Source organism: Streptomyces sp. NPDC052301 (assembly GCF_044593395.1).
Lineage (GTDB): Bacteria > Actinomycetota > Actinomycetes > Streptomycetales > Streptomycetaceae > Streptomyces.
This window is the reverse complement of sequence record NZ_JBIUBE010000005.1, coordinates 376,477-390,043: the sequence shown is the minus strand read 5'-3', so window position 1 is coordinate 390,043 and position 13,567 is coordinate 376,477. Positions and strand designations below refer to the sequence as shown.

The window sequence follows — 13,567 nt, the reverse complement described above, 5'->3', positions numbered from 1 at the left end:
GTACGCGGCCCATTGACCTTTCCTTACTTACGAGTAAGTTGACGCTCCGGCAAGGACCGTGCAGGGCACCACCGCGACCGGGAGTCGTCATGGGCGTACGCAGGGATCTGAAACGGGCACGGCAGCGCACCGACCTGGCAGCCCGTGGCTCGGTGGAGGTCGTCAAGGACGCGCAGGGTGCCGTGCGCGAGGTGCGCAGCGCACCCCTCGCGCCGCCGCTCGCCACCGGCTCCCTGGCCGACCTGCCGTTCACCCACGCGGCACAGACCCCGGACGCGGTGCTGCTGCGCCGTCGCGCGGAAGGGGGCTGGCGCCCGGTGACGGCGGCCGCCTTCGCCGCCGATGTCGCCGCCGTCGCCAAGGGGTTGATCGTCGCCGGTCTCGAACCCGGCGGCAGGGTCGCGGTGATGTCCCGCACCCGCTACGAGTGGACCGTCCTGGACTTCGCGATCTGGGCGGCCGGCGGCCAGTCCGTGCCCGTCTACCCGACCTCCTCCGCCGAGCAGGTGGAGTGGATCGTCCGCGACTGCGGCGCCCGGTTCGTCGTCACCGAGACGGCACCGAACACGGCCACGGTCACCACCGGCACCGCATCCCACGCCCGGCCGCCCCGCCTGTGGCAGCTGGACGCAGGGGCCCTCACCGACCTCCGTGCCCTCGGCCGCGACCTCGCCGACGACGAACTCGACAAGCGGCGCGACGCGTTGACCCCCGGCACCATCGCCACCCTCTGCTACACCTCCGGCACCACGGGCCGCCCCAAGGGCTGCGTCCTCACCCACGCCAACCTGCACGCCGAGGCCGCCAACACCGTCGAGCTGCTGCACCCGGTCTTCCAGGCCGTCACCGGCCAGACCGCCTCCACCCTGCTCTTCCTGCCGCTCGCCCACATCCTCGGCCGCACCTTGCAGCTCGCCTGCCTGCTGGCCCGTATCGAGACCGGCCACTTCCCGAGCGTCAGACCCGACGAACTCCGGCCCGCGCTCCGGGAGTTCCGGCCCACCTTCCTGGTCGGGGTGCCGTACCTCTTCGAGAAGATCCACGACACCGGGCGCGCCACCGCCGAGAAGATCGGCCGGGCCGCCTCCTTCGACCGGGCCGAGCGGATCGCCGTCCGCTTCGGCGAGGCGTACCTGAGGAAGTTCCTCGGCGCCGGAAAGGGGCCGGGGCCGGGGCTGTACGCCGCCTGGGCCCTGTACGACCTGCTGGTCTACCGGCGCATCCGCAGGGAGCTGGGCGGCCGGATGCGGTACGCCATCAGCGGCGGCTCCCCGCTGGACCGCAACCTCAACCTCTTCTTCCACGCGGCCGGGATCGTCGTCTACGAGGGCTACGGCCTGACCGAGACCAGCGCCGCCGCCACGATCGTGCCCCCGCTCAGCCCCCGCCCCGGCACGGTCGGCCTGCCCGTCCCGGGGGTCGCCGTACGCATCGCCGACGACGGGGAGGTGCTGATCAGGGGAGGGGTGGTCTTCGGGTCGTACTGGAACAACCCGGTGGCCACGGACGCCGTGCTCGCCGACGGCTGGTTCGCGACCGGCGACCTCGGCGTCCTGGACGAGGACGGCTATCTCACCATCACCGGCCGCAAGAAGGACATCCTCGTCACCTCCGGCGGCAAGAACGTCTCCCCGGCCGTCCTGGAGGACCGGCTGCGCAGCCGCTCACCCGTCGGCCAGTGCGTGGTCGTCGGCGACAACCGTCCTTTCGTCGCCGCGCTGATCACCCTCGACCCGGAGGCGGTCGCCCACTGGCTGTCCGTCCGGAAGCTGCCGCCGGACACCCCGCTGTCCGAGCTGATCCACGACGACCGGATGCGCGCGGAGGTGCAAAGGGCCGTGGACTACGCCAACGAGGCCGTCTCACGCGCCGAGTCCGTCCGCGCCTTCGCCCTGGTCGAGGGGGAGTTCACCGAGGAGAACGGGCTGCTGACCCCCTCGCTGAAGGTGAAGCGGCACGCGGTCACGGCGGCCTACGCCGAGGAGATCGAGGCGCTGTACCGCGCATGACGCGAAGCGGCGGGCCACCGGGGAACCGATGACCCGCCGCTTCGGCACGACGACTGCTCAGCTGTTGCCCTGGCCGTTGGCGGACAGAGCGGAGATGTCGTCCAGGACGTGCGAGAGCGGCTCGTCGCCCTTGGCCTGGGTCGAGTTCTCCGTGCACTGCTGGTTCTGCGGCGACGACAGGACCGGGATGTCCTGGACGCCGACGTTGACCAGGGCGACGAGCGACTGGGCATCGACCTTGGCCGGCAGACCGACACACGGCTTGTTCAGCGAGCCCTGGACCAGCGAGAGCTGCGGGCTCATGTCACCGAGGGTCGACGAGTTGCCGAAGGAAGACTGGGCGTCGTTGCCGCTGAGCGACGTGGTCCCCGTGTCGTTGCCGGTGGCCAGGGCCTGGGGGGCGGCCATGCCGGCCAGACCGGCGACGGAGGCGGCAACAGCCGCGGTTGCCCACAGCTTCTTCATATTGATTCCCTCTCGAAAGGCGGACTCCGGGGAGGAGTTGCGTGATCATCAACCGCGGGAGACTCGCCGTGGTTGCGGTACATGCCCCGATCGGACCAGCGCAGTCCGATGAGTGCACGAACGCCCCATGCAGCTCGGAGTGAGCGTGTGGCGTCGCCGGGGGCAGGCCCGGGAAACGGATGGCGGACCGCAGAAGGGCTCGGCGGCCCGCCGAAGGTGCGTCGGGAGCCCCGACGGCCTCAGCTGTTGCCGGTGCCGTTGGCGGACAGCGCGGAGATGTCGTCCAGGATGTGCGAGAGCGGCTCGTCGCCCTTGGCCTGGGTCGAGTTCTCCGTGCACTGCTGGTTCTGCGGCGAGGACAGGACCGGGATGTCCTGGACGCCGACGTTGGCGAGAGCGAGGACCGACTGGGCGTTGACCTTCGCCGGCAGGCCGATGCAGGGCTTGTTGAACGAGCCCTGGATGAGCGCCAGCTGCGGGCTCATGTTGCCGTACGTGGCGGAGTTGCCGAACGACTGCGTGGCGTTGTTGCCGCTGAGCGACGTGGTCCCCGTGTCGTTGCCGGTGGCCAGGGCCGGCGTGGCGGCGGCAGCAGTGGCGCCGACGACGGAGGCGGCGACCGCGGCGGTAGCCAGAACCTTCTTGATCACTTGCGCATTCCCTTCTGAAGAAACCCCGTCCACCGGAGCTCCCGGTTCAACCGCCCCGCACGTCGAGGAGTTGCTCCCGTTCACTCCAATGGCCCATGCGACGGTGACCCAATGGCTCATATCGGGGTGCGGAACGCGGTTCGGCCACCGCATAAGGGAATTCCACCGGATCCGCTCCGCCGAACGATCCGATCGGGTGACCCTCCGCAACCATTCGGCCTGACCGCGGTTGATGCGGAGGCAGGAACGTAGGTCTTGGCGAGGAGCCAGGGAAAGGAAAGCGAAATGCTGAAGAAGGCAATGGCCGTGGCGGCGGTCGCCGCGTCCTTCGTGGGTGTGTCGGCGGCGGCAGCCCCCCAGGCGCTTGCCACCGGCAACGACCACGGCACCACGTCGCTCAGCGGCGACGGTGCCGGGGAGACGTTCGGCAACAGCGTGACCCAGGGCAACCTGAGCCCGCAGGCCACCCTGGTGCAGAGCTCGCTCAACAAGCTCTGCGTCGGACTGCCCGCGAAGGCCGACGCGCAGTCCCTCGTGGCCGTCATCGCCAACGTCGGTGTCCAGGACGTCCCGGTCCTGTCGTCGCCGCAGAACCAGCAGTGCGCCGAGAACTCCACGCAGGCCAAGGGCGACGAGCCGCTGTCGCACATCGTCGACGACGTCTCCGTACTGGCGGCCAACGGCACCGGCAACAATTGAGCCAGTTCATCGGAACAGACCGTCCGGGCGGCCCGCGGATCTTCCGCTCCCGCGGGGCGGACGGCTTTCACCGTCTTACCCGCTGTCCGATCAAGGTTCGCTTCCGCCGACTTGTCAATTCTGCGAAGGCGTTCGAGTGAATTACCAGGCGGCGCGCGTTCCGTAGTTTCTCCGGCTGTCTATCCCTCGTTTTAGAACTGCCGGTCATGGTGCGAGCCGTTCAAGCTGTGCTCGCTCGGTTTCGGCCGACATAGGGGCATGACCGCAGAGAAGGGAAAACTCATGAAGAAGAGCGCTGCTGTAGTCGCCGGCGCGGTCCTCGCCCTGGGTGCTTTCACCCCGGCTTTCGCCGACTCCGGGGCGCAGGGCACCTCCACCGACTCCCCGGGTGTCCTCTCGGGTAACACGATCCAGATCCCGATCCACATCCCGGTCAACGCCTGCGGTGACACGGTGAACGTCATCGGCCTGCTGAACCCCGCGCTCGGCAACACCTGCGCGAACGGCTGACGTTCGCCACCCACCGCACCAGCCACACCGTCTGTGGTCTGGGCCGGCCTCGGACCGTTGATCCGTCGATCCCTCGTCCGGGGCCGGCCCTCCCACATCTTCGAGCAGGAAGACAACGGAATTGCGACAGACCCTCAGCAAGGGCATGGTCGTGGCCGCCGCCGCGACCGGCATGCTGTCCTTGTACGGCGGCAGCACCGCGCTCGCCGACTCCCAAGCGCAAGGCACCGCTCAGGGCTCGGCCGGCGTGTTGTCCGGCAACAGCATCCAGGCCCCGGTGAACGTCCCGGTCAACGTCTGCGGCAACTCCGTGGACGCGGCGGCGGCGCTCAACCCAGCGTTCGGCAACTCGTGTGGTAACACGCACGATTCGCAGAGCACCGGGATCAGCCCGAGCCGGGTCTCCCAGGGCAGTCACGACCAGGACTCCCGCGGTGACTCCGGCGGCCGCGCAGACCACGACCTCCCGCCTTCACACGGCGGGGACCAGGTGACTCCGCCCCTGCACGGCGAGGACGAGAGCGCTCCCTCTGGCTTCGGCGACGACGAGACCGCTTCGTTGTCCACCCTTGCGCACACCGGTGGCAACGAGCCGGCCCTGATCGCGACCTCGGCCGCCGGTGCCGCGATGATCGCGGCCGGCACGATCCTGTACCGGCGCGGCAGGTCCGCCTCCCGTCGGTGACGTGCCGGCGTGCCGGACCTGCGGGCCGGCACCCGCCACGTCGGTTCACCCGTGCACGGCCGAGCGGAGAAGGAACGGGCACGGTTCCGCAGCAGTGACGAAGGCGCCTGTTCCGGTGGGCAGGTATCGCGGCGGCGGTCGCCGTGTAGGTCGCCCCGGCCGCCGGTCCCGGATGCGTGGCAGCAGTGGTGCACGCCACCGGTTTTCCCGCAGCCACCCCGCCGCCCGCCGGGACCGTTCCTTCGGCGCCGTTCTCGGCTCGGGGCCGCTCGGCACCGCGCGCATGCCCGGGCTGGGCCAGTGGTTCGATGGGGCCGAGGAAGAAGGCCGACCGGATGCTCGTCCTCAACGTGCCGATGCAGGAGCGCAACGAGGACTCCGTCCCCGACGACCAGATGCGGTGGCTGCTGGAGCGGGGCGCGGCCGGCGCGTTCGACGAGCGCTTCAGGATCCTGGCCGAGCGGCTGGTGGAGCTGAAGGTGCCGGGCACGGTGATCGTGCTCGGCCGGGAGATGAACGGCACCACTCACACCCGCCGCTGCGCACCGGACCCGCAGGCGTGGAAGACCTACTGGAACAGGATCGTCACCACGATGCGTGCCGCTCCCGGGCAGAGATTCCGGTTCGACTTCGCGCCGAGCCGCGGCCGGGAGGCCGCGCCCTGGACCGAGTGCTGCCCGGGGGACGACACCGTCGACATCGGCGCCATGGACGCCTACGACCAGCCGGTGGGACTCCCCTTCGACGAACAGGTGCGGGACGGCTGCGTGCCAGGGGAGGGGACGGCGCTTTCCGCAGTCACGAGTGGATGGGCTCCCTGCGCTCGGAGGGCACCGGTGGCCGCGTGCCCAGAAGTTCGTGGTAGCCGGCCGCAATCCGTTCGGCGGTGTGCCGTGCGTCCTGTGGGGCCGGCACATGCCGACGCCCCCGCGCGCCGAGAGCCGCGCGCGGCACCGGGTCGGCGGGCAGCCGGTTGACGGCTCCGGCCGGCGCCGCGGGGTCCTCCGGCGGGACCAGACGGTCCTGGGCCAGGGCGGACGGCAGGCTCTCCCGGGCGCCGTCGATGCCGGTGACCGCGACGGACCGACCGTAGCCCAGCGCCTCCAGCGGGGCGAGAGTCATGCACTCCCAGCGCTAGGGCAGCACCACCAGGTCGGCCGCCCGGTACCAGGGAAGGGGGTCGACGACCGCGCCGGTGAACCGTACGGAGGGGGCGCTTCGGCGCAGGGCGGTGCGGTCGGCCGTCGCCGACCAGCACGAGGCGGGCGCCCGGTACTGCGGCGAGCACGTCCTCCCAGGCGTGCAGGAGCACGGCCTGGCCCTTCTGCCTGCAGAGGCGGCCCACGCAGACGACCAGGGACCCCCTCCCCGGGCGGGGCGGGCCGTGGGGAGAAGCGGTGGGTGCCGATGCCGTTGAGGATCACGGTGTGGAGGGGGTGCATTGGATTCCGGCGCGCAGGCCCGTTCCGCGCTCCGCCTCGCTGACACACACCACCCGGTGCACCCAGTGCGCCCCCATCGCTCCCAGCGCGACGCGAGTGTCGCGGAGAGTCCGTCGACCGCCTCGAACGCCCGGGCGTGCAGCTGGAACGCGGTCGGGAGCGGCCCGCGCGGCGCGAGCCGCGCGGCGAGGCCCGCCTTCGCACTGTGCGCGTGCACCAGTTCGGGCCACACCTCCTCGACCAGGAGTACGAGCCCGCGCAGCTCGTCCGGCATGCCGGGACCCGGGGAGCGGCCCGCCCCCCACTCCCGCACGTCCGCCCCAGCTCCGCGAGCCGGCAGCCGAGTTCACCGCCGGGGCAGGCTGCCGAGACGTGCGGCCCCGCCGCGAGCTGGGCCCGGACCAGGTCCAGGACGACCCGGCGACACCGCCGTCGACCGGCTGCGCGAGGTGCAGGACCCGTGACCCGGGGTCGGGTGCCGGCTGGGGCGTTCGCGGACTACCTCGCTCACCGGGGCGCTCGGGACTGCGGTCGGGAACGCACCGGACTGCCGGGCGTCCCCGGCGGCCACGAGCCCGCCGGTCCGTGCCGCGTCCGGTGAGAAACGAGACGGGAGCGCGGTTGGTCACCACTGCGCCCGCGGCGCCGTGATGAGGTCGAGCGGGTCCTCGTCGTCACCGAGCGTGTGGGCGTAGGCGCGGATCAGCCGGGTGGTCGGTGCGGCTCTGGCCGGCGGTCGTGGGTGCCGTACGCCGTCCGCGGAACCCGGAGTGTCACGCGTGCCACCGGCGTGCGCCGTTCGACACATCACCCCATTGGCCGCACAACCCCTCGGGATCCGGCGCGTTGACACAACGCCGGGCATCCCCGCCCGGATGATTTGCGTCGATCTCAAGGAGCACCTTTCCATGTCGCGTATCGCGAAGGGTCTGGTCCTGACCTCCGCTGCCGTCGCGGCCGTCGCCGGCGGCGCCGGTGTGGCCTCTGCCGATTCCGGTGCGAGCGGCACCGCCGCCAACTCGCCGGGCGTCGTATCGGGCAACGTCGTCCAGGTTCCGATCCATGTGCCGATCAACGTTTGCGGCGACACCGTCGACGTCATCGGTCTGCTGAACCCGGCGTTCGGTAACACCTGCAGCAACCACTGACGTCGGGCCGCACCCCTTCGCCGGCCGTCCGCCCCGCGCACACCGCTGCGGGGCGGACGGCCGGTTCTGTGCTCCCCCGAACGGATCACCGCAATGGCCGACCGGTTGCGGAGAGCGATCGGTGAATTGACGGTGGGCTTCAGGTCCCCCGTCCACCGGAAGGAACACCCATGCGTGGTCTGCCCGCACGGCGTCTCGCGTCCACCGCTCTCTGCGCCGCCGTCCTGGTCGGCATCACCGGCCCGGTAGCAGTAGGCGCCGATTCGGCCCGTGAGCGCGCCCACGCCTCGCGGGCGTCCGTCCCCACGGCGGACGCGCTGCTCACCCAGGTCAAAGCCCTCGACAATTCCGGCAGGGTGCCCAAACCGCTGATCGACCTGCTCAATCAGTCGCTGGCGAAGCGCCAGCTCTCCGCCGACCGGGCGAGGAGGCTCGCCGACGCGGCGAAGAAGGCCATGGCCCGGGCAGTGCTGGACCCGGTGCCCCCGGCGACCTCCACCGCAGCCACCCCGTCCGCCACCGCAACGCCCCCGGTTCCCGCGACGCCGACGGCACCGGCGACGCCGACGGCACCGGCGACGCCGACGGCTCCCGCGGCGCCGGCCACCCCGACCGCCCCCGCCACGCCGACGGCTCCGGCCGCTTCCGCGGTCGCGAAGAACGGTGACGACGGCAAGGCACGCGCGGCCCGTGACGCGGTCGACGACGCACTCGAGGCCCTGGACACCGCGATCGACAAGCTGGTGAACGCGCTCACCGCCGACATCGGCAAGCTGCTCGCGTCCGTCGACGACGTGATCGGCAACCTGCTGAACACACTGAACACGACCACCGGTTCGGCCACCACGAGTGCGGGCACGCTCCCGGCGGAGCCCAGCCTGCCGACGGTCGGCTGACCCGGAGACGGCCCCTGCCCTCAGCCGTCGACCCCACGGGGACGACGGCTGAGGGCTTTCGACGCACGGAGGTCGGGGATCTCCGTCCGTCAGAGGTCTTCGTCGGCCGGGATCTCATATGTCTTCCGGGTACGGGGTTTCCGCTCCGGCCGGGACTCGTTAGGCACGGCGTCGGAATTCCCCGGGTGACGTGAGTTGCCGAAGAAAGGAACAGGATGAAGTCCCTGAAGGCTGCCGCCGTCGTTGCCGGTTCCGTGGCCCTCGCCGGCGTCGCCGCGCCCGCGTTCGCCCACAACGCCGCAGACCTGACGCCCACCAGCCTCAACGGTGCCGTCAACCGGCTGACCGCGCAGCCCCTCACCCCGGACGACGCCATGCCGCTGCGGCACCAGTCGGACGCGCTCGACACCGAGAACAAGAATTCCGTGCTCAACACGGTCAAGCGCGCCGCCGGCTCGCTGAACCAGCACACCCCGCTGCTCGGCGGCCTGCCTCTGCAGAGCTGACGCCCAACCGGCCGAGGGAAGGCCGGGCCCCGCAGAGGGCCGGTACCGCACGCGGCACCGGCCCCCGGCATGTTCGAGACCGCTTCCCTCATTCGTGTGGAGCAGCCCCGGCCACTCGTCCGGACGGGTGAGAAGCCACCCGGCGCCGCGCCGACGCGTCGATAAGGTCGCGCGGTGACCTCAACCTCAACCGACACGCGACCCGCCGACATCGGCACGCTCGTCGTCCTCGCCTGGAGCGGCGAGGCCCCCGACGGCACCGACATGCCCTACCTGCTGGCCTATTCCCTCGGGGACGCCGAGGGAGGCGCACAGACCACCGCGGCGGCGATCGAACACCTGCTGACGAGCAACGGGCTCCCGGTCGGCGGCAAGCTGGTCGACGGCCTGGCGAAGCCCAGCCTCCCCATCAGCCTGCTGGTGGAGGCCGGCCAGGCTGTCGTACGGATGCCGCGGATGCTGGCCCAGGCCGACGCCCCGCCGGAGTGGCTCGCCGCCGTCGCCCGGCGCGGCTACGCCTACCTCGTCTTCACGACCCGCGCCTGGCCCGAGGGCAGGCCCGGCGAACCCGTCGCGCCGGCCGACCTGGCCGCCTTCGCCGGTGCCGAGGAGACCCTGATGAGCGCCGCGCACATCCTCCTGCCGGCCACCAGCCTGCGCCGCTGAAGCCCGGCCCCCGGCCGACGGCAAGGTGCTCGGCCCACGGCTGGTGCTCACCGGCGCGGCGGCTCCGGTGCGGACCGTACTCACGATGAAGTCGACCACCCGAGGAACCCCTGCCGTCGTCGTCACGGGCGTCGCGGCCGCCGTCGGGGGCCCCTGCCGCCGCGGTCGGTACGGTCCCTGTCCCCGTGCCGCTCGAGGGCGTCTCCCAGTCGCTCGGCAGGGAGGTGCCCGAGGCCGGGCTGGAGTTGCCGCTGCTGACATCGGGCACGCCCCAGGGGCCGCGTTACGTCACCGGGCGCCTCGTGCCCGACCGGGTCCTGCCGCAGTTGCCGATCGACGGCCCTGCCCGGCGCCGCCGTCCGGACGCCCCTCCCACGCCTCCTCGGTGACGGCTTCGACCACGTCGGCGTCGACGCACCCGCCTCCGACCTGCACACCCTCGGTCCCGGCCTGGACGTCGACGCGCCCCTGACCCCGTCCGACCCCGGCAACTTCGGCCTGCCGGGCCTCAAGCTGCCGCAGGCCGGTGTCGTCGCCCCGGCCCTGCAGACCCTCGCCGGCGGCAACCTGGGCACGGGCACCGGCGTGTAGTCGTCCGGACCGGTGGTTGCGGCAGTCCGTCCCGCCCGCGGGCGCACCGCAGTCACCGGTCCCGGCGTACGCGTGGGCCGGATGGGCCGTACGTACGCATGGGAAGAGCCCCGGCGCTCGCAGTGCCGGGGCTCTTCCCTGTGCTGCGGTCTTCCGCCGTGTCCTGCTGGTCGGTTCGGCTGCCGTAGCCGCCGCTGCCGGGACCGGGGGTGCCGGGCGTGCCCGGGTTGTTCAGGCTGCCGACGTTTGCGCACCTGTCGCCGAACGCCGGGTTCAGCAGGGTGATCACATCACTGGTGTTCCCGCAGACGTTGACGGGAACGTCGACCGGAACCTGGACGACGTTGCCGGGCACCACGCCGGCCGAGTCGACGGGTCCGCCCAGAGCGCCCGCGTCGGTCGGGGCCGGCCCGGCCCAACGGCGCCGAACGGGGCCGGTCACGCTGATCGTCTGCGGATCACACGCACAACGGCACTTTTCCCAGCGGACGGCCTCAGCACAAACGGCGCCCGTCCTCCGGTGCGGTGAAACGGAACATGAACTATCTCTTTCTTCCTGGTGTACAACTCTTCACCCTTTTCCTACGTCGAACTGGTGACCTACGGCGTTGGCCCCCGTGTGCCCGCCAGTCCGGAAGAGGAAAAAACTTGCCCATGACGATCCGTCGGCTGTGCGGAGTCCTGCGTGTGCGCGGGGCGACCGACCTGCTCCTCGTGCTCCTGCTCGGCGCGGGATTCGCCGCGCTGCCCGTGTTCGCCCTGCTGCCGTCCCTGGGGGGCTTCGCCGCGGCGGCGGCACTGACGTACGCCACGGACGAGGTGCTGCACTCCAGGGCTCCGGGCTTCGTCCGTCGGCTGGCGACGCTGCAGCTGACCCGCCCGCTCCGGTTCGCCGTCCGTACGGTGATGCTGCTCGCGCTGGCCAGCAGGCTGGACGCGTCGGACACGGTGCTGGTCGTCGCCCTCGCCGTGTTCAGCGCGCACTTCGCGATGATGATGCTGTACACCGCCGTACACCACGCCATCCGCCGCCGCCGGGTGCTGCCGCTGGTGGTGCGCAACCTGGACATGAGCGAACTGCCCATACCGGAGCAGCCGCCCGCGCTGCTCTACCGCCGCTTCCTGCGCAAGCTCCTCCACCTGGACGTGCCCGCCCACGCCGGCCTGCTCGCCGCACTGGCCGCCGGCAGCCGGCAGTTCGCCTACGCGGGCTTCGCCCTGACCGTCGGGGTGACCGCGATCGGCGCGCTCGCGCTGCTGGGCCAGTACCGCCGGGCGCGCCGGATGCCCGTCAGGGACGAGGTGTTCGCCGAGGTCAACCGTCAACTGGCCGACCACCGCCCGGAGGTGGCCCTCTACTTCAGCTTCGCCGCGGTCTCGCGTGACTTCATGTACCAGGTCAACATGTGGATCGAGACGCTGGAGCAGCTGGACCTGCGCCCGGTGATCATCCTGCGCGAGCGGGCCTCCTTCCGCTATCTCAGCCGCACCTGGATCCCGGTGGTCTGCGTCCCCAAGGCCGACGACCTGGCCGAGCTGGAACTGTCCGGCGTGAAGGTCGTCCTCTACCCCGGCAACGCGGGCAAGAACGTGCACATGCTGCGCGTGGCAGAGGCCAAGCACGTGTTCATCGGGCACGGCGACAGCGACAAGCTGGCCAGCAGCAACCGGGTCAGCAAGGTGTACGACGAGATCTGGGTGGCCGGGCGCGCGGGCCGCGACCGGTACCAGCGGGTGCGGCACGCCATCAGCGACAGCGCGATCGTGGAGGTCGGCCGTCCACAGCTCTCCCCGATCCGTCCGCACGGCGAGCACGTCCCGGGGCCGCTGCCCGTCGTCCTCTACGCGCCCACCTGGGAGGGCTGGAGCGACGACGACTGCCACACCTCCCTGATCCCGATGGGCGTCCCCCTGATCGAGAAACTCCTCGCCGAGAACGTCCGGGTGATCTACAAGCCGCACCCGCTCACCGGTAAGCGCTCGGCCGAGGCCGCCGCGGCCGACAAGGAGATCCGGGAACTGCTGCGCGCCGACAACGAGCAGCGCGGCGCCGCGGAGGCGGAGGCCGCGGTCGCCGAGGCGCGCCCCCGGCTCCAGGAGATCCAGGCCCGCCTGGACGAGCTGGCCGGCCGGCACGGCGGTGACGACGCAGCGCAGATGCGCGAGGCGCGCGTCCCCGACCGGGCGGCGGCCGAGTGGCAGGAGCTGCGCGCGGAGTGGCACCGCATCTTCTGGGAGACCCGAGGCCCGGTCCGCCACAACGTGATCCTCAAGAGCCTGCCCACGCTGTACGACTGCTTCAACCAGGCCGACATCCTGATCAGCGACGTCTCCTCGGTGGTCGCCGACTTCGTGGCGAGCCTCAAGCCGTACGTTCTGACCAACGCCCACGACCTGCCGGACGACGAGTTCCGCGCCGCGTACACCACGGCGGGCGGCGCCTACCTCCTGGACCGGGACTGCACCCGCCTGCCGGACATCCTCGACTCGATCCGCGCCCCGTACACCGACCCGATGTCCGCATCCCGCCGCACCCTCAAGGAGTACGTCCTGGGCCCGGACCACCCGACGTCCATGGAACGCTTCAACACGGCGGTGAACACGCTGGCGGCCGAGGCCGAGAGGGAACGCGCCCAACGGACGGCGGACCTGGCGGCCTGACGGACCGGGACTCAGGGGGGCGGGGCCTGCTCCGTCCCCTGGAACCGGGCCCGGCACCTGTGCGCCCCTGGGCCCGCTCGCGGCAGCCTCAGGGGGCGCCGTCCGCGTGATCAGCCCTGCTCCCGGTCGCAGACCTCACGCTCCCAGGGGTTCTCACGGGGAGCGTCGGCCAAGGATGCAGAACTCGTTGCCCTCGGGGTCCGCCATGACCACCCACGACTGATCACCCTGGCCGATGTCGACACGCTTGGCGCCAAGGGCCTCGAGGCGCGCCACCTCGGCGTCCTGGTCGTCCGGCACGAAGTCGAGATGCAGTCGGCTCTTGGCCTTCTTGGGCTCGTCGAGGAGGACGAACTCCAACCCCGGCACGCGATCCGGCTCCGGGCGGATCGCGAACTCCACCTCGGACGTGTGGACGACAACCCAACCAAGAGCCTCGGCCCACCACTGCCCCAGGGCCGCCGGATCCGCCGAGTGGACAATCACGTTCTGCCATTTCAAGGTCATCGGCCGAGCCTAGACGCACCCGGGCCGTTCGGGGAGAACAGGACGGAGGTGCCGCGGTCTTCCGGCCGGCCGCCGGCGACGTCGCCGATGTCGTGTCCTGGCACTCGACAACCAACTGCCCTCTTTCGCCCC

At 71.5% G+C, this 13,567-nt stretch carries 13 protein-coding genes and 2 pseudogenes; 10 read left to right on the top strand and 5 right to left on the bottom strand.

Annotated elements, in window-relative coordinates:
* Positions 1-89 precede the first annotated feature (89 nt).
* A complete protein-coding gene (locus tag ACIHEJ_RS16245) occupies positions 90-2,009 on the top strand; it encodes an AMP-dependent synthetase/ligase (protein WP_400135499.1) in 1,920 nt (639 codons plus the stop codon).
* A 57-nt stretch (positions 2,010-2,066) separates the two neighbouring features.
* Here ACIHEJ_RS16245 and ACIHEJ_RS16240 read toward each other — a convergent pair whose 3' ends face one another.
* Together ACIHEJ_RS16240 and ACIHEJ_RS16235 are read right to left on the bottom strand one after the other, a co-directional pair.
* Complete coding sequence (locus ACIHEJ_RS16240) at positions 2,067-2,474, bottom strand: rodlin (RefSeq protein ID WP_400135498.1); 408 nt, start codon at positions 2,472-2,474, stop codon at positions 2,067-2,069.
* Between the two features lie 239 nt (positions 2,475-2,713).
* Entirely contained in the window at positions 2,714-3,124 is a 411-nt protein-coding gene (locus ACIHEJ_RS16235; protein ID WP_400135497.1) for a rodlin, read from the bottom strand.
* Positions 3,125-3,409: 285 nt separating this feature from the next.
* On the opposite strand from ACIHEJ_RS16235, the gene ACIHEJ_RS16230 reads away from it, so the two are divergent.
* The 3 genes from ACIHEJ_RS16230 (at position 3,410) to ACIHEJ_RS16220 (ending at position 5,018) form a co-directional block, all read left to right on the top strand.
* Positions 3,410-3,823, top strand: a complete 414-nt coding sequence (locus ACIHEJ_RS16230; protein ID WP_400135496.1) for a rodlin — start codon at positions 3,410-3,412, stop codon at positions 3,821-3,823.
* A 258-nt stretch (positions 3,824-4,081) separates the two neighbouring features.
* On the top strand, positions 4,082-4,333 hold the full coding sequence (locus ACIHEJ_RS16225) for a chaplin (RefSeq protein ID WP_400135495.1): 252 nt from the start codon (positions 4,082-4,084) through the stop codon (positions 4,331-4,333).
* Between the two features lie 121 nt (positions 4,334-4,454).
* The gene (locus tag ACIHEJ_RS16220; protein WP_400135494.1) at positions 4,455-5,018 is read left to right on the top strand and encodes a chaplin; all 564 of its coding nucleotides are present in this window, start codon (positions 4,455-4,457) and stop codon (positions 5,016-5,018) included.
* A 798-nt stretch (positions 5,019-5,816) separates the two neighbouring features.
* Here the strand turns inward: ACIHEJ_RS16220 and ACIHEJ_RS16215 are convergent.
* Positions 5,817-6,915 (bottom strand): annotated as a pseudogene (locus ACIHEJ_RS16215) (glycosyltransferase family 4 protein).
* A 453-nt stretch (positions 6,916-7,368) separates the two neighbouring features.
* Here ACIHEJ_RS16215 and ACIHEJ_RS16210 point away from each other — a divergent pair.
* The 5 genes and pseudogenes from ACIHEJ_RS16210 to ACIHEJ_RS16190 all read left to right on the top strand — a co-directional run bounded on the left by ACIHEJ_RS16210 (position 7,369) and on the right by ACIHEJ_RS16190 (position 10,267).
* Positions 7,369-7,608, top strand: coding sequence for a chaplin (locus ACIHEJ_RS16210; protein WP_400135493.1), 240 nt, complete (start codon positions 7,369-7,371; stop codon positions 7,606-7,608).
* Between the two features lie 170 nt (positions 7,609-7,778).
* Positions 7,779-8,504: a hypothetical protein gene (locus ACIHEJ_RS16205; RefSeq protein WP_400135492.1), complete on the top strand. Its 726-nt coding sequence runs from the start codon at positions 7,779-7,781 to the stop codon at positions 8,502-8,504.
* A 215-nt stretch (positions 8,505-8,719) separates the two neighbouring features.
* Positions 8,720-9,010 carry a hypothetical protein gene (locus ACIHEJ_RS16200; RefSeq protein WP_400135491.1) on the top strand — a complete coding sequence of 97 codons (291 nt, stop codon included), beginning with the start codon at positions 8,720-8,722 and terminating at the stop codon, positions 9,008-9,010.
* 174 nt (positions 9,011-9,184) lie between these two features.
* Complete coding sequence (locus ACIHEJ_RS16195; protein ID WP_400135490.1) at positions 9,185-9,676, top strand: DUF5949 family protein; 492 nt, start codon at positions 9,185-9,187, stop codon at positions 9,674-9,676.
* 85 nt (positions 9,677-9,761) lie between these two features.
* Positions 9,762-10,267: pseudogene (locus ACIHEJ_RS16190) on the top strand (hypothetical protein).
* Between the two features lie 52 nt (positions 10,268-10,319).
* Here ACIHEJ_RS16190 and ACIHEJ_RS16185 read toward each other — a convergent pair.
* Positions 10,320-10,709, bottom strand: a complete 390-nt coding sequence (locus ACIHEJ_RS16185) for a chaplin (protein WP_400135488.1) — start codon at positions 10,707-10,709, stop codon at positions 10,320-10,322.
* Positions 10,710-10,921: 212 nt separating this feature from the next.
* Here ACIHEJ_RS16185 and ACIHEJ_RS16180 point away from each other — a divergent pair, with 212 nt between their 5' ends.
* Positions 10,922-12,928 carry a hypothetical protein gene (locus ACIHEJ_RS16180; protein WP_400135487.1) on the top strand — a complete coding sequence of 669 codons (2,007 nt, stop codon included), beginning with the start codon at positions 10,922-10,924 and terminating at the stop codon, positions 12,926-12,928.
* A 153-nt stretch (positions 12,929-13,081) separates the two neighbouring features.
* Here the strand turns inward: ACIHEJ_RS16180 and ACIHEJ_RS16175 are convergent, their stop codons facing one another.
* The gene (locus ACIHEJ_RS16175; protein WP_400135485.1) at positions 13,082-13,435 is read right to left on the bottom strand and encodes a VOC family protein; all 354 of its coding nucleotides are present in this window, start codon (positions 13,433-13,435) and stop codon (positions 13,082-13,084) included.
* Positions 13,436-13,567 lie beyond the last annotated feature (132 nt).

Excerpts from the sequence above, each read along its gene's own strand:
- ACIHEJ_RS16245 (WP_400135499.1), top strand. The coding sequence starts at position 90 with ATGGGCGTACGCAGGGATCTGAAACGGGCACGGCAGCGCACCGACCTG.
- ACIHEJ_RS16240 (WP_400135498.1), bottom strand. The coding sequence starts at position 2,474 with ATGAAGAAGCTGTGGGCAACCGCGGCTGTTGCCGCCTCCGTCGCCGGT.
- ACIHEJ_RS16230 (WP_400135496.1), top strand. The coding sequence starts at position 3,410 with ATGCTGAAGAAGGCAATGGCCGTGGCGGCGGTCGCCGCGTCCTTCGTG.
- ACIHEJ_RS16225 (WP_400135495.1), top strand. The coding sequence starts at position 4,082 with ATGACCGCAGAGAAGGGAAAACTCATGAAGAAGAGCGCTGCTGTAGTC.
- ACIHEJ_RS16210 (WP_400135493.1), top strand. The coding sequence starts at position 7,369 with ATGTCGCGTATCGCGAAGGGTCTGGTCCTGACCTCCGCTGCCGTCGCG.
- ACIHEJ_RS16205 (WP_400135492.1), top strand. The coding sequence starts at position 7,779 with ATGCGTGGTCTGCCCGCACGGCGTCTCGCGTCCACCGCTCTCTGCGCC.
- ACIHEJ_RS16200 (WP_400135491.1), top strand. The coding sequence starts at position 8,720 with ATGAAGTCCCTGAAGGCTGCCGCCGTCGTTGCCGGTTCCGTGGCCCTC.
- ACIHEJ_RS16180 (WP_400135487.1), top strand. The coding sequence starts at position 10,922 with ATGACGATCCGTCGGCTGTGCGGAGTCCTGCGTGTGCGCGGGGCGACC.
- ACIHEJ_RS16175 (WP_400135485.1), bottom strand. The coding sequence starts at position 13,435 with ATGACCTTGAAATGGCAGAACGTGATTGTCCACTCGGCGGATCCGGCG.